Below are 18,321 nucleotides of genomic sequence, written 5' to 3' on the forward strand. Positions count from 1 at the left end.
TAGAGGACTTTCACCTCCTAGATCAACGCCATGCTCGGCGCACAACAAAAAAGGCTTACTCTGATGAGTAAGCCTTAGAAACCATTGCGAATACAGATGACTCTCGCTGAATTACGCAGCGGGAGCATTACTCACTAAAATTTCGCGAATAGACTTAAGCGTCGCTTCCGTTGAATGATAATCCAATTCAACTTCACTAAAGATGCCGTTCACTTCAAGCATTAAGGTCGGGTAAGAAAATACACCCATCGCTTCTTTAAAGCCTAGCTGGTCATCTAACTCACTTTCCAATAACTTGCTAGAAAGGTCATTTTCAAACTGTTGAACATTCATACCTAGCTCTTCAGCCAACTGCAAATGTGTGTCTTGGCTATGTGGCAACATCGCACGAAGGTAGTAAGCATGTTGAATCGCTTCAAGCATCGCTTCGTAGTGGTCTTGAAAACCTGCAGCAATCACGGCACGGCACGCAGGGTAAGTACTGCGAACAGGTTGGCACTCTGTCCAAAAATCATGGTTAAACTCAGTACCCAACTTAGCTTCGATCTGCTTCCAAATCGCTTGCAGCTTGCCTTTCATCTCTTCTGACATTGGCTCATCAGAATCCGGGGCCAAACCACCCACTACATAGTTAAACTCAATGCTCGCAGGCAATTGTTGTTTCAATAACTCAAGTGTTGGCTTGTAACCCCAACACCAGCTGCACATTGGATCATGCACATAATGAAGTTTTACGTTCATTGTTCATTCCTTATCGAGTCAATGATTCGATCAATTCAAACAAAAAAGGAGCCTGATTAAGGCCCCTCATTTTAACTATTCAGCGCAAAGGCTAGAACTTATTCAGCGTCATCGCCAGCAACTTTAGCCGCTGCTTCTTTGATGATTGGCTGAAGTTCGCCTTTTTGGAACATCTCAAGAATGATGTCACAACCACCGATTAGCTCACCTTCAACCCAAAGTTGTGGGAAAGTTGGCCACTGTGCGTAAGCAGGAAGCTCTGCACGGATATCAGGGTTTTGTAGGATATCTACGTAAGCAAATTTTTCGCCACATGCCATTAGAGCTTGAGACGCTTGAGAAGAGAAACCACAGCTAGGTAGCTTAGGAGAACCTTTCATGTACAGTAGAATAGTGTTTTCTTCAATTTGCTGTTTGATTTTATCGATAGTTTCCATTGCTTCCTCGTTAATGGATTACGGCTTTTATTGCCTTTATTCTACCCCAAACTAAAAGAATAAAAACCATATAAAAAAAGCGGTTAACAAGCTAAGCTAACAATTCACACAAAAGTAATGAAATAAGCTTTTAATAAAGTAAAAACTTGCTAAACTATATCGCAAGTCAGCAAATTGACCATGGTTGGCAGTATAGCGAGCCATGAATAATAATATCACTGGAAGCAATCGAAAGAGTTAACTCTTTCATATCAATGGAGAATTGAGCAATGGCATTTGAACTACCGGCTCTTCCTTACGCGAAAGACGCGCTAGAACCACACATCTCAGCAGAAACGCTAGATTTCCACCACGGTAAGCACCACAACACTTACGTTGTTAAGCTAAACGGCCTTATCCCAGGTACTGAGTTTGAAGGCAAAACACTAGAAGAGATCGTTAAGACTTCTACTGGTGGTGTTTTCAATAACGCTGCTCAAATCTGGAACCACACGTTCTACTGGCACTGTCTTGCTCCTAAAGCGGGCGGCGAACCAACTGGCGCTGTTGCAGAAGCTATCAACGCTGCATTCGGTTCTTTCGAAGAATTCAAAGCGAAATTCACTGATTCAGCAATCAACAACTTCGGTTCTTCTTGGACTTGGTTAGTTAAGAAAGCTGACGGTTCTCTAGACATCGTTAACACTTCTAACGCTGCTACTCCTCTAACAGAAGAAGGTGTTACTCCACTTCTAACTGTTGACCTATGGGAACACGCTTACTACATCGATTTCCGCAATGTTCGCCCTGACTACATGGCTGCATTCTGGAACCTAGTAAACTGGTCTTTCGTAGAAGAGAACCTAGCTAAGTAATTATTGCTTACGCTGCGCTATTTATAGCGAGTTATCTATTGAAAGCTCATGCCTCGGCGTGAGCTTTTTTGTATCTGTCGTGTTCCACAAAATCTAAACATTTCGTAATAAACCCGCCAATAGCGCTTATTTCTCGAACTATTGATAGCCTTCTTCCCAACCCTACATAAATTCTCTATTTGCCTGTAATTAAACACTAAAGTTTGCCGACTCCATGCCGTTAAAGGTGTATCCAATGAGAGGCGACATGCAAATACATACTTTAGACAAACCAGGAATCATCAACGAACTGAAGTTCGGCATCGGGATCAGCCAAGCGGTTGAGCAAGGTCGCCGTGCAGATTTCGCGTTGCTGTTATCTATGTTTTCTAATGATGTCCGTGATTGCACGCCAATTGACACCATTGAAATCACAGAGACAAATGAAGATCGCCTGCGCAAACAATTTGGCGTAGCAGAACCTCAACAACTGCGTTCAAACCAGTCTTCATATGAGATTTCAGCTCAGCAATCTAATCATTTTCATCAAGCTAGCCTTGCCAGCGCCAAACTCAGCCATTACTTGAAACCTGAAGCGCTTGCCTTCATGCCTGAAGATACAGCCGACTTACCCGAAGAGGTTTACCAAAACCTTTCTGGTCATGACCGACGCAAACTCGCAAACAAGCATTTACCTGATTTGCCACATGCCACGCTCTACAATGAGCTAACCACCGCGCAACGTCAGTATCAAATTCAAGCTCAAGTATAGCGGTCGCCTACCTTTCCCTTTTTCGCTGTCTATCCATAGCTCTTCTTCGACTAACTCGCACACTTCAAAGTATTCACACGAATGATATGAACCATTAGCCTTAGGCAACCTAAAAACACCTGATGTCGGTTACCGCTTGAAGTTACTACAAAATGTGACGTGCCACTAAGTTCATAAAAACTTATTAATTGGCACACCTTAGTTTGAACCAATTCACACCCGTTGTATAAATTTTAACCCATCCTTATCCGACATGGACGATTTGTTTAGGTACTGGGATGGAAATAAAAAGCTCAATCATATTGGTGACATCTGCCGGCTCGCGACTGGGGGGGGCGATTGCGAACCACTTTGTTAACCTTGGAGCCACCGTCATCCTTTGTGATAAAGACACGGAAGCACTTAAAGCGACGTATCTACAGTGTGCCCGGTTTTCTGACTCTGTTTACCACTACACGCTCAAAGGCAATGACAGCCAAGCGATTCTCAGCGTATATGATTTTATTCAAACCACCTTCAACACGACACCCGATGTGCTGGTCAATAACTGGATAAGCTCCCCAATGCCTAGCCTAATTGGCGATCAGCCTGTGAGCAGCTTTATTAATGATCTCTCATCGATGGCATCGACCCTGTTCGCATTTGGGCAAATCAGTGCTGAGAGATTGCGAGAGGAAGATAAGGAAGGCGTGATTGTGAATGTGATATCTCATGATGACTTTCACGATGTGTCTGGCTTAGAGAGCGCAAACTCAATGATCACTGGCTTTACCCATAGTTGGGCGAAAGAGCTGACTCCCTTTGGCATTCGAGTCGGTGGCGTTGTTCCCGCCGTTCATAACTCCGATGGCAAGCTCAACCGATGTCACTGGGCACAGCTGCAAGACGAGCTGACCAGAACAACCGAATACATTGTCTCGAATGACTACTTCAGTGGGCGAGTTGTCGCGGCAGAGGTTTAACTCCCTATTCCAATTGAACATGACTGGCTCAGCTCATATTAAGTAGCAGAGCTATTGCCTCTCAATCCGTTTTACAAACGAACCAAACATAAAAAAAGCCCCAGTCTCTCGACTGGGGCTTTCATCTTTTCCCGATAGATAAGTATCGTGCTAGCGAAAACTTATCTCAAAACTAATGCTTACTTATTATGCGTTAGCTTTTTCTTTTTTAGCTTTTGGCGCTTTCGCTTCAGCTGGCTTTTGGTCTGCTTTCTTAAGGATAACTGTAGTACCTTCGAAAGTTTCGCCTTCAACGTATGGTTGGCCGAAGTAAGAAGTTGTTAGAACTTCTTTTAGCTCAGTGATTAGAGGGTAACGTGGGTTAGCACCTGTACACTGGTCATCGAACGCTTCAACAGCTAGCTCGTCTAGTTTAGCGATGAAGTCAGACTCGTTAACACCCGCAGCTTGGATAGATAGTGGGATGTCTAGGTCAACTTTAAGCTCTTCTAACCAAGTCAGTAGACGTTCAATCTTCTGAGCTGTACGGTCACCAGCTTGGCTTAGGCCTAGGTGGTCAGCAACTTCAGCGTAACGACGACGTGCTTGTGGACGGTCGTACTGAGAGAATGCAGTCTGCTTAGTTGGGTTATCGTTCGCGTTGTAACGTACAACGTTTGAGATAAGTAGTGCGTTAGCAAGACCGTGTGGTAGGTGGAACTCAGCACCAATTTTGTGAGCCATTGAGTGACACACACCTAGGAATGCGTTCGCAAATGCTACACCAGCGATAGTTGCTGCGTTGTGTACTTTCTCACGAGCTATTGGGTCAGCCGCACCATTTTTGTAGCTTGATGGTAGGTATTCTTTAAGCATCTTAAGAGCTTGAAGAGCTTGACCGTCTGAGTACTCGTTCGCTAGAACAGATACGTAAGCTTCAAGAGCGTGAGTTACTGCATCGTAACCACCGAACGCTGTTAGAGACTTAGGCATGTTCATTACTAGGTTCGCATCAACGATAGCCATGTTTGGCGTGATTTCGTAATCAGCTAGTGGGTATTTAGCACCAGTCTTGTCGTCAGTAACAACAGCGAATGGAGTAACCTCTGAACCTGTACCTGAAGTTGTAGTGATACATACAAGCTCAGCTTTTTGACCCATTTTAGGGAACTTGTAGATACGTTTACGGATGTCCATAAAGCGCATTGCTAGTTCTTCGAAGTGAGTTTCTGGGTGCTCGTACATAACCCACATGATCTTAGCAGCATCCATTGGAGAACCGCCACCTAGAGCAAGGATTACGTCAGGTTGGAAGCTCTTCATTGCTTCAGCGCCTTTCTCAACAACAGATAGCGTTGGATCCGCTTCTACGTCGAAGAAAGTTTGAACTTCGATGCCTTGTGCTTTAAGCAAGCTAACTACGTCATCTGCGTAACCGTTGTTGAATAGGAAACGGTCAGTTACTAGGAATGCGCGTTTCTTACCTTCTAGGTCGCTCATTGCGATTGGAAGGCTACCACGACGGAAGTAGATAGACTTAGGTAGTTTGTGCCACAACATGTTTTCAGCTCGCTTCGCTACAGTTTTCTTGTTGATAAGGTGCTTAGGACCTACGTTCTCAGAGATAGAGTTACCACCCCATGAACCACAACCTAGAGTTAGAGAAGGTGCAACGTTGAAGTTGTACAGGTCACCGATACCACCGTGAGTAGTCGGGATGTTGATTAGGATACGAGCAGTCTTCATCTTGTCACCGAAGTAACGGATGCGGTCTGCGTTAGTATCTTGGTTAGTGTAAAGACCAGATGTGTGACCGATACCACCGATTTCAACCATAGTTACCGCTTGAGCAACTGCGTCTTCGAAGTCATCTGCGCGGAATAGACCTAGAGTTGGAGATAGTTTCTCGTGAGCGAATTCGTCATCGTAAGAAACTTTACCAAGACCTTCACCTACAAGTACTTTTGTATCAGCAGGAACTTTAACACCAGCCATTTCAGCGATTGCTGGAGCAGGTTGACCTACGATTTTAGCGTTTAGGTTGCCGTCGATAAGCAGAACTTTACGTACTTTATCAGCGTCAGCTTTAGATAGAACGTGAGCTTTGTGAGAAGCGAAACGCTCTTTAACTTCGTCATATACTTCGCTAACTACGATTGCAGCTTGCTCAGAAGCACATACTACGCCGTTATCGAAAGTCTTAGACATAAGGATAGATGCTACAGCACGTTTGATGTCAGCTGTTTCATCGATAACGACAGGAACGTTACCAGCACCAACACCGATAGCAGGCTTACCTGAAGAGTATGCTGCTTTAACCATGCCTGGACCACCAGTAGCAAGGATAAGTGCGATACCGTCGTGCTTCATAAGCGCGTTAGAAAGCTCTACAGATGGTTGGTCGATCCAACCGATGATGTCTCTTGGAGCACCAGCTGCAACAGCTGCGTCTAGAACTAGTTTCGCTGCGTCGTTAGTTGAGTTCTTTGCACGTGGGTGTGGCGAGAAGATGATGCCGTTACGTGTCTTAAGAGAAATTAGAGATTTGAAGATTGCTGTAGAAGTTGGGTTCGTTGTTGGAACGATACCACAGATGATACCTACAGGCTCAGCGATAGTCATTGTGCCTAGGTTGTCATCTTCTTCTAAGATGCCACATGTTTTTTCGTCTTTGTATTTGTTGTAGATAAATTCAGATGCAAAGTGGTTTTTGATAACCTTATCTTCAACAATACCCATTCCAGATTCAGCAACTGCTTGTTGAGCAAGTGGAATACGAGCGTGGTTAGCAGCAAGAGAAGCTGCGCGGAAGATTGCGTCTACTTTCTCTTGAGAGAATGTTGCAAACTCTTCTTGTGCTGCTTTAACGCGAGCTACTAGAGCATCAAGTTCCGCTAAGTTAGTTACAGGCATGGTGGATCTCCTAAAATAATAAATATTAAAAACTTTTTATTAAATTCGCTGCTTGCCGTTAACCTTAAACACCAGCGTTCTTAGTAAATTGCTTTCAGGGCTGAGTATATTATTTCACTGTGTGAAAAAAATTGACCCAGATCAGTTACCCAAAAAGAATTAACCAGAAAGTAGTAAGGCAATCGCAAAAATGAACTTAAGAGCATGATTTATATAGATTAAACTCACACTTTTCGTTCGCGCAAAAAACAAGCAAACAGACAACTTTTTTCTACATAGCGTAATAAACTGTAAAAAAGTTTCATTTTTAGTCCGTTAAATTACATGTATACAGCTATATTCGTGCTACTGAGAGTATATCCATAGCGTTGTACGGGCTAGATTCTGACATAATTTTTATTAATTTCGTGCGTCGGTTAACAGTTACTCAACAATAAATTACAAAATGAAACACTACCAGCTAGCTTGCAACAGGCTTAAAACAAAAGTGAGATTCAATTAGTTTTTCTAAAAAGAATCACCCATTTCAAGTTAGTTTTTTTCATTCGCGTAAATTGAGTTTGTCCCTTACATTACGCGCCTAAACTATTCACAGATCAACCCTTCAACCTTAAGTACGCTAACTGGAGATCGCTCTCATGCAAGGCTTAGAACTCGCAATTTTTATGCAATTCTTCCTTGGGCTTGTTGCTGCCGTAAACCCAATCGGCATCATGCCTGTTTTTGTTTCTCTTACTGCTCATATGCCGCCAGAAGAGAGGAACAGGACAGCCTTACAAGCAAATATTGCTGTTGCCGTGATCTTGATTATGTCACTTGTTGCAGGGCAAATGCTTCTTGATATGTTTAGCATCTCGTTGGATTCATTCCGCGTTGCTGGTGGCTTACTGTTATTGAGCATCGCATTTTCGATGATGAGCGGTAAGCTCGGTGAAGATAAGCAGAACAAACAAGAGAAGTCTGAATACATCAGCAAAGAGCAGATCGGCGTTGTTCCACTTGCTATGCCGCTAATGGCAGGCCCAGGTGCAATCAGCTCGACCATTGTTTATGGTTCTCGCTATCCTGCTGCTATTGATACGGTCGGCATCGGCATTAGCATCATCGCATTCGCAACGTGCTCTTGGCTTTTGTTCCGTTCAGCGCCGGTTATCGTTCGCTTTTTAGGTCAAACGGGTATCAACGTGATCACTCGTATCATGGGTCTGATTCTTGGCGCATTGGGCATCGAGTTCATCGCCAATGGCCTACGTAATCTGTTCCCAGGCTTGGCATAACGTTTAACAACATTTCGGTTGCTCTATAAAGGGCAACAATATTGAAATATAGATGAGGCGAGTAAAGCAATTGGGCTTTCACTCGCCTCGTTATTATGAAGCTTGTATAATGACTGTTAATGCATTTAACAGAAGACGAACCTCTCCTTATGTCACGCAAGCCACTCAAGCATCATTTGTACGTCATTATCTTTGGTACTCACACGCCAGCCGGACGTGCATTTGATATAACTCTGATCGTTGCAATCTTGGCTTCGCTGTTGGTTCTGATCTTAGAATCCATCCCTAATGTGATGACCGAATGGTCACAACAGCTGCGTTATATCGAATACACCTTCACTGCACTCTTCACTCTTGAGTATTTGTTAAGGCTCTATTGCTCCCCAAAGCCAAAATCTTACGCCACCAGTTTTTATGGTGTCGTTGACCTATTGGCGATTCTTCCGACCTACCTAGCAATCATCTTCCCAGGCGCTTCATTTATGGGTGTGGTGAGACTGCTGCGTGTGATGCGTATCTTCCGAATTCTAAAGCTGGTTCGCTACCTGCAAGATTCCAATATTCTGTTGCGCTCACTATTAATGGCACGACGAAAGATACTGATCTTCTTTAGCACCGTCGGCATCTTGGTGGTTATCTTTGGCGCCTTGATCTTTGTTATTGAAGGTCCTGACAATGGCTTCACCAGTATTCCTCACAGTATCTATTGGGCCATCGTGACTATCACTACGGTAGGTTATGGTGACATGGTGCCGCAGACCGCGCTTGGTAAAGCCATAGCATCACTGACCATGCTATTGGGTTACTCTATCTTAGCAGTGCCAACCGGGATCATTACTGCAGAACTCAGTAATGAGATGAACTCGCACAAAGAGTTGGTTAAGTGCCCGAACTGTAACCGAGCGGGTCATGATTCAGACGCCATGTATTGCAAGCACTGTGCTAGCGAATTAGCGGATCCAGACAAGCGTGTCGTCACCGACGAGAAATAAAAGCAGATTCGAGTAGCGAGATGCGAAGAGATTTAAGGGCAGTTTCGAGGGCCGAATAACGAGGTAGCAATAAACTAAAAAGGGTTGACGTTTGTCGTCAACCCTTTCGGTTTATCAGCTAATAGAATTTAAGCAATCTTGCCTATTACGATTTCTCAGCAAGGATAATGCGTAGAGTACGACGTAGTGGTTCTGCAGCACCCCAAAGTAGTTGGTCACCAACCGTGAAGGCGTTTAGGAAGTCGTTACCCATCGACATCTTACGCAGACGACCGACAGGTACAGACATTGTGCCTGTTACTTTCGCTGGTGTTAGCTCCTGTGCCGTGATGTCGCGGTCATTAGGAATCACTTTAACCCAATCATTGTGCGTTGCGATGATCTCTTCGATCTCGTCCATTGGCACGTCTTGCTTAAGCTTGATCGTTAGTGCTTGAGCGTGACAACGCATTGCACCGATTCGTACACAAGTACCATCAATTGGGATTGGCTGACCATCTAGACCAAGAATCTTGTTCGCTTCAACACCGGCTTTCCACTCTTCTTTACTCTGACCGTTTTCACGCTTCACATCGATCCAAGGAATCAGTGAGCCTGCAAGCGGAGCACCAAATTGGTCTGTTGGGAATGAAGATGAACGAATCGTATCAGCCACTTTCTTATCGATATCAAGAATTGAGCTTGAAGGGTTTGCTAACTCAGAACTTACGCTGTCGTTGATCACACCCATTTGTGAGATCAGCTCACGCATGTTCTTAGCACCCGCACCAGAAGCTGCTTGGTAAGTCATGGCACTCATCCACTCAACCATGCCTTTCTCGTACAGACCACCTAGAGCCATAAGCATTAAGCTCACAGTACAGTTACCGCCAACGAACGTGTTGGTGCCGCTGTGAATGCCTTGCTGGATTTGAGCCAAGTTAACAGGATCAAGAGTGATGATTGAATCAGCATCCATACGCAGAGTAGATGCTGCATCAATCCAGTAACCTTTCCAACCTGCTTGACGCAGTGCTGGGTATACTTTTGATGTGTAATCGCCGCCTTGACAGGTAATCACAGCATCAAGCTGTTTTAGGCTATCAATATCAAAAGCGTCTTGAAGTAGACCCGCATCTTTACCACCTAAAACAGGGGCAGGAATACCAATCTGAGATGTGCTGTAATAAACAGGCTCAATCAAGTCGAAGTCTTTCTCTTCAACCATACGTTGCATCAGTACAGAACCAACCATACCGCGCCAACCAACTAGACCTACTCTCATCGCTCACTCTCCATGTATAAATTAAAAATTGCTCTCCCCCATCTATAAGTTTTTCAGAAACAGAACTCAAGTGCTTTTTGTCAAAAAGTGTAACTTTTTCGTTTCTTTTAAGTGAACGTAATGAATCGTGCAGTTATCTCTGTATCGACATTCCATCTCCACCTCATTGATTAAGCGTCCATTATCGTCAAATTCAAACATTTACATCGCCAAAGTCGATTCAATCGACGCTCATCACAAACAGTAAATCCCTCTTTTAAACCAAGGTTAATCAGAGTTTTATTTTACAAAACGAAAACAACGTGCGACAGATTTCAACATGTAACAATCATGAATGTAACAAAAATTTAGATTATGAAACCACAATTGATTGAGTTAACAGTCAAATATCACAACTTGGGCGTATTTTTTCGATATAATAAACTAATTACTGTAGTGTCCGTTTTGCACCACACACTATAACGAAGCACTATAAATGCTCGAAATCACAAGAGGCTTTTATGAAGCAGAGTAAAACTCGCCTACCGAACCTATTGCAGGTATTCATCGCGTTAGGACTATTTCTATCCCTTGCTTTTTCCTTTACTGCAAAGCTTGACCTTCCAATTCAACTTGCCTTGTATATTGGCTGGTTCATTATCATGGTTCTTGGTATTCGTCTTGGACACCAATACAAAGACTTAGAAAAAGCAGCACTCAAAGGAATATCCAATGGCTTAGGCGCGGTTTTAATACTTTTAGCCGTTGGCGCTCTTGTTGGTACTTGGATCTCAGGCGGGATCGTACCTACTATCATTTACTATGGTCTGAAAGCTATCCACCCTTCTATCTTCCTTTTAGCGACCATGATCATCTGTTCTCTAACTGCATTGGCGACCGGTACTTCTTGGGGTGCTGCGGGTACAGCAGGTATCGCGATGATGGGTATCGGCCAAGGCCTAGGTGTTCCAGCACCGATTACTGCAGGTGCCGTGCTGTCAGGCTGTTACTTCGGTGACAAGATGTCTCCTCTTTCTGATTCAGTGATTCTGGCTTCTTCAATGTCTGGTGTTGAAGTGGTTGAACACATCAAAGGCATGCTTCCAGTTGCGTTAATCAGCTACGTGATTACAGGCATCATGTTTACTGCGTTTGGTTTCCACTACGCGGGCAACGTTGACATGAGCCAAGTAGACTCTGTCATCAAAGCGATGGAAGTTCAGTTCTACATCACGCCTTACTCATTCGTTCCGGTACTTATCGTGCTTGGTCTGTTGGCTTTCCGTATGCCTTCATTCCCGGTCATCAGTTTTGGTTCTCTGCTGGGTATTATCTGGGCAGTCATGATCCAAGATATCGACTTCCTAACGGCATTCAACACTGCTTGGGCACCGTTCTCAATCTCATCTGGCGTAGAGTTTATTGATTCGATTCTTAACCGTGGCGGCATGTCTTCAATGCTAGGTTCAGTTGCGGTTATCGTATTTGGTCTAGGTTTCGGTGGCTTACTGGATAAAGTGGGCGTACTAGAGACAATCGCTAAGGTGTTTGAGCGCCGCGTAAACAGCGCAGGCTCACTAGCGACGAGCACAATTGGTACGGCCTTCATGGGTAACGTGTTCGGTTCTGCAATGTACGTATCGTTAATCCTTACACCAAAAATCTGTGCGAAAAACTACGACCGTTTAGGCTACAAGCGTAAGAACCTATCTCGTAATGCTGAGTTTGGTGGCACGCTAACGTCGGGTATGGTTCCCTGGAGTGATAACGGTATCTACATGGCGAGTATTCTTGGTGTTGCGACGCTGTCTTACGCACCCTTCATGTGGTTAAGCTTCATCTGTATCATCGTGACTATCGTGACATCTTACATGGGTTGGTTCGTTGATAAGTGTGAACCAACAGCACCAGCGTTTGAAGCTGAAGAAGCGACCGAGTTAAGCAAGCAACAAGCTTAAGTTCAGGAGCTAACGCTTTCGAACGTAACTCAAAACGTTAATGGATAAATGCAAAAAGAGCGCCCTAGAGCGCTCTTTTTTGATCTGCTGATTTACTTATTTATCTATTTATTGGCGGTTCGTTTACCCAACCAGTAACCGATGCCTAACGGTGCAAAGAACACTACTAAGATAAACAGGATGAAGTAGATAATCACACCTTTGATTAACTCCATTAGCTTATCAATCGCCAGTACCACCACCTCTTGAGAGACGCGATCAAGGTCTTGCGTGAACAGTTCTCTTTCTGAAGTCACAATGCCGGCAATCTCGATGCGCTCTTTCGCAATCATCTCTACTAGAGCTTCTCTCTCACGTGTCACCATTTTTTCTAATGCCACACGTTCATCACTCAGCATCGCTAATTTTTGGTCGGTTTTATCACTGAGGTCGTTGAGCAATGGTTGCATTTCTGTCGACATAATAGAAGCCAGTGTTTGCATGTACTCCGGGTTGTTCTCAATGAAGTCTTGCATGCTTGCTGATGTTTGACGAAGGCTTTCCAGCGTCATCGATAGGTCTTCACCCGTTAGCGAGCTATTCAATGCAACCAGCTCCGCCTTCCACGACATCAGTTTCGGTGTCTGGTCAGCCATAAGGCTTAAACGATCAGATGCGTCACTCATGGCTTCTGGCATGGTGCCTAAGCTCTGAACGATTTGCGATTCGTCTTTACCAAGGTAACTTAGCCATTCACGGTAAGCTGGTGTGCTTCTGAATGTGAGGTCTTTAAATGGGTGGCTAGCAGCAAACTGAGCAACGAACGCTTTGCTTTTTTTGAAATCACTGGAGTTCAATACACCCTTTGCCAATTTATCTGCTTCTTGGTCAAGAAAACGAGCAGCCTCTACCGCATCATCCGTCGCGAATAGGTCCGCGCCATCGCCTTGGCTATAAAACTGATTCATTTGGGCAGTGAAAACCCACGAGTCAATTAACGCAGACATTGGGGAAGTTTGGTAAGCCGCTTGTTGTAATCCCTGCTCTGCATGGATCTTCCAAAGCAACACATAAGATTGATGTAAAGTGTCATCAGCAGGATAAAATTGCGCGATTAAATCAGCCGAGTCTTCTACTCGTGTAAAAAACATCTTGGCGTATTCACGCGTCATGAGCCGAGCATTTAACTCTTGTTGAGTGAGAGGCGTCGTTTGACTATCTAACTTAACTTCTAAGAGAGAACAACCACTTAGCACAATGCTAAGCACCAACACCATCCAACTTCGACTCGAAACTCGTAACATATAAACCTCTGACAAAGACTAAGGGCGCTGATTGTATGAGCGCTTCGTCAGAGTATTGTCAAAAATCCTGTAAAAGTTAACGCTGACTGTCTAAATATTCATGAGCAGAATCCACAGAGGCTTTTATAGCCTGCTCTAGTTCAGCTAAATCATGTTCACTGATCGCTCTGGACTGCTTCATTGTCATTTCAATGGTTGCGGCAATGATGGCTAACCGAGACGCTTTAATACTGCCAGCCACGCCTTTTAAGCTATGTACAATGCGAGCCGCGGAGGTTTCATCTTTGGTCAACAAAGACTTAAACTTCTCGTAGTCACCTGCGTGGTCTTGTACAAACACACCAAGCAAGAGTTCGACAGACTCAGCATCACCATCGAGCGTTTCTAACATGTCTTCGATATCAATCGCAGGCTTTGAATCTGTGACACTGGCAACGTGTTTCTCTACTACTGGCGCCTGTTCAGGGACTTGCTGAATAGAGTATTGCGGTACAACGGGTTGGCTTGTAACGTTAACGCTCTGCGGAGGTTGAGAGTCGGAAGACTGGCGCGTTGGCCTGTTCTCGGATACATAAGCGTCACTATCTGCTTGTTTCACTGCTGAGGAAACAACATCGCTATAAGAAGCGTCTTCCTTACTTGAATTAATTTCTAGTTCAGAGCTGAGTTCTTGGTCTGCTTCTTTCATCGTTTTTGTGGACCTAACGCCCCAAAACACTATCCCGCTCATCGCCACCAAGCTTAAGCCTAGCATCACCAACAATAGGTTGAATTGACGATCATGGAACTCAGCTTCGAGTTTTATGATCTGTTCATTTACTGAGTTTTTCTTAATCTTATCAACCAAATAGTTAAGCTGAGCGTAATCACTCAACAATGCTGACGCATCAGCCAGTAGTTGTTGGAGTGCATCTTGTTCTTCGTTTTCTAAGGAATAAGATTTTTCTAGAATGGAATCAAAGGCGCGATAAGTCGCTGACGAACTTTGATTTTCAGAATACATGGCTTCAAATACCACAACACCGAATTCGTTGAGGAGCGGTTTTAGCTGAGGGGAAAGCTCTTTATCAGCACGCAAGATCTTAATGTTATCAACGATGTCTTGAACTTGGCTTTCTATTGGAATGAACTCATCGAACTTTTCTAGGAACTGATCAGCTACGTACAACAGTTGGTTGACATCAGGACGAAACAAGGCGTGTTGGAAATCAGATTCAATCTGCAGTCGGATCGAATAAACCAACTGAGCATCGAGTGCGAGATTATTGATACGAGAGACTCGAAGCGGTTCTGAGAAATAAAGCGATTGCCTCAATTCGTTGACTCGAATACCGAGCTCTTCGATTTGAGCTAGAGAATTGGTGTAGGAACGGCTTAGATTAAGAAGAGCCAATGAAGGAAGTAACCACAGAGCCAAGAGCACAACCAAAAAGGTGGCTGGTTTTTTAAAGCGTTTGGGCTTTGCTACTGATTGTTCCATCTATATTCCTTGTGCGTGTTAACTTGAAGCCATGACCGTAGCTAAAAGATTAAGCACAAAATAAGCGACAACGTCCTGCTGCCGCTTTTATCCGTTAACTTCGGACTATGACTTATTGCGAGTCAGTTGGTCACGTAAGTTCGGTGGAGTGCCTTTAATCGTTAGCGTGTCTGTCTCCGGATCGTAAAAGATACGTTCGCCTAGAAGCAGACTATCAAAACTAACATTCAAACCGCCACCAGCACCAACAAATTTTGTTAGTTTACGCATAGTTGCGCGATCGGCTGGGAAGCTGTCTTCTAACTCGTAGCCTTGCTCACTAGTATAGTCAAAGAAGCTTGTGCCATCTGTGCTTGCTGGCAACTCACCGGAAAGTTCACGAACTTGTACTTCATCGCCCGCTTTAAGCTGCTCGTTACAGTAATCCGCAACCTGCTTTTTGTAGCTGATCGCTTCTTCTTTCTCTAATTTAGAGTCAGAAACGAAGTCTTCTACCGCTTGCATCAGTACTTGGTTCTGCTGTTTCGCATCCAAACCAACTTCAGCTTGTAAGAAATCTAAGAAGAAATCCGCGACTTTACGGCCAACACGTCCTTTAATGTAAGTTAAGTAACGGTTTGACTCTTTATCAGTCTCATAAGTTGAAAGGTCTAGACGAGCCGCGATATCCATTTTTGAGATATCAAGGTAGTCAGTCGCACTAATATCAAGCCCTTCAGTTACCTTTAGGCTTTGGTTTGAAGGCAATAAACCAATGAAAAGATAATCTGTTGCAAGTGACTGATATTCAGCCATTACCAAGATACCTTCGTCAGCGAATGGGTACTTTGATAGTTCGTCTTTTAGACGTTGCGCACTCTTTTGAGAAAAATCGTAAAAGTTTGTCTCACCAGCACGAAGTTGATGCAACCACTGCTGGAATTCGCTGTCAGATTTGAAAGAACCAAACCCTTTGCCTGCTTTTGAATTAAAAACACGGTGAAGTTCAGCAACTAGGCTTTCAGATGAAGCATCGTTTTCTAGAGATTCAGCACGATAGTTAACAATCAGCTCATCCTGATCGTTCTTGCTCAGCTGGTGTAAAATTACGTTGGAAAGGTGAAGGCTCATAGTGAAAATATTACCGTTCAGGTTTCAGTTGTCGTGCATAGTAGGTTATCATAAGCCGCTTTTACTATCATTATTAGAGTCCTTATGCCGATTATATCTAAATACACAGATGATCAAGTTGAAAAAATCCTAGCTGAAGTAGGTGCTGTACTAACTAAGCACAAAGCTTCGCCAGAACTTTCACTGATGATCGCTGGAAATATCGCAACCAATGTCTTAAATCAGAATGTTGCTGCTTCACAACGCAAAGGAATTGCTGAAAAATTTGCCGAGGCTTTAATTTCTTCTCTTGAAGATAAAAAGTCTCACTAAATTTGATTGACGGATAAAAGAATTATAAATGGTAGACAGCGCAAACTCATATAGCGATCGTGTATCTCGACTGGTTGGTTGGGGTCACTGGTTTGCATTTTTCAACATCATTGCTGCGATGTTGATTGGTACTCGTTATATTACTCAATCTGCTTGGCCAGAAACCTTGCTAGGCCAATTCTATTTGGCTGCATCGTGGGTTGGTCATTTTGGCTTTTTAGTGTTCGCGCTCTATCTATTAGTGCTGTTCCCGCTCACTTTTATTCTTCCGTCGAGGAAGTTATTACGTTTGGTTGCCGTTATCTTCGCGACCATAGGTTTAACTGTCCTACTGATTGATACCCAAACGTATCAAAATATAAACCTCCACCTGACGCCTGTCGTGTGGGAGGTTTTATTCAGTGGAGAGGAATCTGCATTCACGTCTGATTTGCAGCACCTCTTCATTGTTATGCCGCTTATCTTCTTGCTGCAACTCGGTCTATCTGAGTGGGTTTGGCGTAAGCAGCGTAAACTGTCTCATAAACACATTGGCCGTCCGATTACTGCCGTCTTCTTCTTGTGTTTCATCAGCAGCCACTTGACCTACATGTGGGCTGATGCGTACTTCTATAACCCAATTACTAGCCAGAAAGCGAACTTCCCACTGTCTTACCCTATGACAGCGAAAAGCTTTATGGAAAAACATGGCCTATTAGACCGTGAAGAGTACCTTGAGCGTTTAGAAGCGAACAAAGAGAATGTAAACCTAGTTAGCTACCCGCTAGAAAAAATTCAATACAACCGCCGCAGTGATGATCTTAATATCCTGATGGTGAGTGTGAACAACCTTCGCTCTGACGCTCTTAATGCGACAGCGATGCCAAACAGCTATGCCTACGCACAACAGTCGATCAACTTCACCAACCACTACAGTTCAAGTAACGATATGTTTGGTATTTTTGGCTTGTTCTACGGCCTACCGAGCAGCTACGCAAGCAGCATTGAAGCTCAGGGGTCAAGCGCAGTATTGCTCGATGTTTTAGAGAATCACGATTACAAGTTCGCTGCTTTCAGTGGCGACAACTTTAGTGATGCACTGTACTCGGATATCATCTTCCGAGGCCGTGATGTGATGCCAGAGCAAGCAACTTATGATGACCAGAGTGCCATAAAAGCTTGGTCTAACTGGATTCAATCACCGCAAGCTAAACGCCCTTGGTTTAACTTTATTGAATTAACCACACTGGATAACTTCGCCAGCTACGATTCAAGTTCAGAGTCGGACTCTACGCTAACGACAGCAGAGCGTTTTGCAGCAGACTATCAAAAGTCGGCGACAGCGGCCGATGCTCAGCTAGCAACTATCTACGCTGAACTGGAACGCTTAGAGCTTGCCGATAACACGGTGGTTATCATTACCTCTAACCACGGTACTGAGTTTAACGAAACCAAAACCAACAGCTGGGGTGCAAACTCCAACTACAGTCGTTATCAGTTACAAGTACCACTGTTTATCAGCTGGCCTGGCAAGTCTGCTTCTGAATACACCCACCGTTCTAGTCATCTAGACGTGTCAGTAACACTGATGCAAGAGCTATTGGGTGTATCTTCGAACCCAACAGATTTCAGTAGTGGTCGCAGCCTGTTTAATGAACGTAACAGAAAGTGGATTCTCGCGGGCGACTCTCGTGAACTTGCTCTTGTTACTGACCAGCAAACAACGGTGTTGGATAAATTTGGTAACTACAAATTGTACGACCAAAATTACAAGCGCCTGAAAAACGTAAGCCCTCGCTTACCTGTGTTGATGCAAGGCCTGACAGAGCTACAGCGTTTCTACACAAAAAATGACTAAATAATCAGCAAACAGCAAAGGGAAGCCAATGGCTTCCCTTTTTTATTGCCGTGAATGATTAGAAAACAAGCAACAAAACAAAATTATGAAAATTAAGGGTTTACAAGATCCTCCACCCCTTATATTATTCACGCCACTGGAGGGATGGCTGAGTGGTCGAAAGCACCGGTCTTGAAAACCGGCAACCGTTAA

General features: G+C 44.0%; 15 protein-coding genes. 8 read left to right on the plus strand and 7 right to left on the minus strand.

Annotated elements, in window-relative coordinates; all coding sequences use genetic code 11:
- Positions 1–111: 111 nt before the first annotated feature.
- Entirely contained in the window at positions 112–741 is a 630-nt protein-coding gene (locus tag AB6F11_RS20125) for a DsbA family protein (RefSeq protein WP_017061180.1), read from the minus strand.
- 98 nt (positions 742–839) lie between these two features.
- Entirely contained in the window at positions 840–1,178 is a 339-nt protein-coding gene (locus tag AB6F11_RS20130; protein WP_004741702.1) for a Grx4 family monothiol glutaredoxin, read from the minus strand.
- A 269-nt stretch (positions 1,179–1,447) separates the two neighbouring features.
- Between AB6F11_RS20130 and sodB the strand changes: the two genes are divergently transcribed.
- The 3 genes from sodB (at position 1,448) to AB6F11_RS20145 (ending at position 3,745) form a co-directional block, all read left to right on the plus strand.
- A complete protein-coding gene (sodB, locus tag AB6F11_RS20135; RefSeq protein ID WP_004734050.1) occupies positions 1,448–2,032 on the plus strand; it encodes a superoxide dismutase [Fe] in 585 nt (194 codons plus the stop codon).
- 247 nt (positions 2,033–2,279) lie between these two features.
- The gene (locus tag AB6F11_RS20140) at positions 2,280–2,783 is read left to right on the plus strand and encodes a VC2046/SO_2500 family protein (RefSeq protein ID WP_276605511.1); all 504 of its coding nucleotides are present in this window, start codon (positions 2,280–2,282) and stop codon (positions 2,781–2,783) included.
- A 278-nt stretch (positions 2,784–3,061) separates the two neighbouring features.
- Positions 3,062–3,745, plus strand: coding sequence for an SDR family oxidoreductase (locus tag AB6F11_RS20145; protein ID WP_017061182.1), 684 nt, complete (start codon positions 3,062–3,064; stop codon positions 3,743–3,745).
- 186 nt (positions 3,746–3,931) lie between these two features.
- Here AB6F11_RS20145 and adhE read toward each other — a convergent pair whose 3' ends face one another.
- Complete coding sequence (adhE, locus tag AB6F11_RS20150) at positions 3,932–6,637, minus strand: bifunctional acetaldehyde-CoA/alcohol dehydrogenase (RefSeq protein WP_017061183.1); 2,706 nt, start codon at positions 6,635–6,637, stop codon at positions 3,932–3,934.
- Positions 6,638–7,275: 638 nt separating this feature from the next.
- Between adhE and AB6F11_RS20155 the strand changes: the two genes are divergently transcribed.
- Complete coding sequence (locus AB6F11_RS20155; RefSeq protein WP_017061184.1) at positions 7,276–7,914, plus strand: YchE family NAAT transporter; 639 nt, start codon at positions 7,276–7,278, stop codon at positions 7,912–7,914.
- Positions 7,915–8,063: 149 nt separating this feature from the next.
- Positions 8,064–8,906 (plus strand): ion transporter, encoded by an 843-nt coding sequence (locus tag AB6F11_RS20160; protein ID WP_029235134.1) that lies wholly within the window; start codon positions 8,064–8,066, stop codon positions 8,904–8,906.
- 145 nt (positions 8,907–9,051) lie between these two features.
- Here AB6F11_RS20160 and asd read toward each other — a convergent pair whose 3' ends face one another.
- Positions 9,052–10,170, minus strand: a complete 1,119-nt coding sequence (gene asd, locus AB6F11_RS20165; protein WP_017061186.1) for an aspartate-semialdehyde dehydrogenase — start codon at positions 10,168–10,170, stop codon at positions 9,052–9,054.
- A gap of 500 nt (positions 10,171–10,670) precedes the next feature.
- Between asd and nhaC the strand changes: the two genes are divergently transcribed.
- Positions 10,671–12,107, plus strand: a complete 1,437-nt coding sequence (nhaC, locus tag AB6F11_RS20170; protein WP_017063453.1) for a Na+/H+ antiporter NhaC — start codon at positions 10,671–10,673, stop codon at positions 12,105–12,107.
- A 104-nt stretch (positions 12,108–12,211) separates the two neighbouring features.
- Here the strand turns inward: nhaC and AB6F11_RS20175 are convergent, their stop codons facing one another.
- The 3 genes from AB6F11_RS20175 to yejK form a co-directional block, all read right to left on the minus strand.
- Positions 12,212–13,390, minus strand: coding sequence for a chemotaxis protein (locus AB6F11_RS20175; protein WP_102394516.1), 1,179 nt, complete (start codon positions 13,388–13,390; stop codon positions 12,212–12,214).
- Positions 13,391–13,466: 76 nt separating this feature from the next.
- Positions 13,467–14,870 (minus strand): Hpt domain-containing protein, encoded by a 1,404-nt coding sequence (locus AB6F11_RS20180; protein ID WP_102394517.1) that lies wholly within the window; start codon positions 14,868–14,870, stop codon positions 13,467–13,469.
- 105 nt (positions 14,871–14,975) lie between these two features.
- A complete protein-coding gene (gene yejK, locus AB6F11_RS20185) occupies positions 14,976–15,980 on the minus strand; it encodes a nucleoid-associated protein YejK (RefSeq protein WP_017061190.1) in 1,005 nt (334 codons plus the stop codon).
- An 84-nt stretch (positions 15,981–16,064) separates the two neighbouring features.
- Here yejK and AB6F11_RS20190 point away from each other — a divergent pair, with 84 nt between their 5' ends.
- Together AB6F11_RS20190 and AB6F11_RS20195 are read left to right on the plus strand one after the other, a co-directional pair.
- Entirely contained in the window at positions 16,065–16,292 is a 228-nt protein-coding gene (locus AB6F11_RS20190; RefSeq protein ID WP_004734063.1) for a YejL family protein, read from the plus strand.
- A 28-nt stretch (positions 16,293–16,320) separates the two neighbouring features.
- On the plus strand, positions 16,321–18,129 hold the full coding sequence (locus tag AB6F11_RS20195) for a DUF3413 domain-containing protein (protein WP_017065981.1): 1,809 nt from the start codon (positions 16,321–16,323) through the stop codon (positions 18,127–18,129).
- Positions 18,130–18,321 lie beyond the last annotated feature (192 nt).

It is taken from the genome of Vibrio sp. 10N.247.311.14 (genome assembly GCF_041467715.1).
GTDB lineage: Bacteria > Pseudomonadota > Gammaproteobacteria > Enterobacterales > Vibrionaceae > Vibrio > Vibrio crassostreae_C.